Consider the following 908-nt stretch of genomic DNA (forward strand, 5'->3'; position numbering starts at 1 on the left):
TCCATCGCGGGCGGCTGATTCCGTTGCGCGCGAAAACTCCACGGACGGGTCCGTGGAGTCAAGCAACAACGGCGTCACCCGAACCGGGATGAGGGGACTTATCGGCGCACCTTCTCCGGGGCGATCCCCAGCCTTCGGACGATCTCGTCGCTCACCGCTTGCGTCTCCGTCTCCGTCCCAATGTTGGGGCTGTGCATTGTCTTCCCGCTGCGAAGATTGACAGCAACGGAGCAAGAGCCCTCGTCAGGTTGGTTGACGAAAATCGATTCGATGTCACGGTCTGTAATTGCATCCGCCGAGAGCTCGCCGCTGCGGGATATCCGCTCGATTAGAATTTCACCATGGCGGACGATCCAGGACTCACCGGCAAACCTGTGCGCAGACTGAAAGAGGAGGAAGGCAACGACGTAGCCGATTAGCGGCAAGATCACCGTGGGAAGCGAAGGTGATGAGTCTTTCCAGAGCATGTAGGCGTAAAGAATGGTGTAGAGGCTCGCGAAGACCAGGATACCCATTCTCACCTCTTCGCGGCCCGACTTCCGCACGGGGTCGCCGATCCGTATCTCCGCGTTGGTGGCGTCCAGCGGATTGGCTGGCGGTACGGTCAGGGATGTTCCCAGCAATTCGGCAATCCGGCGGCTGGTTTCGTTGGTGCGCGTGATCTCTGCGATGCGGGGCGACGTCAGTTGATCTCCCGACGCAAGCTTGAGAAAAATGGCGAAGCGCTCAGGGTGTCCCCTGTCGCCACGGACCTGGAGCTCCGCGATGTCGCCCTTCGCCACAATCCGCGTCCGGAGTTTTCCGAACGGCCGCTCCTGGCCGATCAGGATCTCGTCAGGCGTGATGATCCACACCACCGCCGGCGCCAGCATGATGCCGACGACGAACCCCGCGCCGACGAGCAGCGC

The 908-nt window shown here is 61.5% G+C and carries 1 protein-coding gene; it reads right to left on the reverse strand.

Annotated features, from left to right (window positions below; translation table 11 throughout):
- Positions 1-98: 98 nt before the first annotated feature.
- Positions 99-908, reverse strand: an 810-nt coding sequence (locus tag CO669_RS35790; protein ID WP_097667125.1) for a hypothetical protein, incomplete at its 5' end; no start/stop codon positions are given.

The sequence above is a fragment of the Bradyrhizobium sp. Y36 genome, assembly GCF_002531575.1.
Classification (GTDB): domain Bacteria; phylum Pseudomonadota; class Alphaproteobacteria; order Rhizobiales; family Xanthobacteraceae; genus Bradyrhizobium.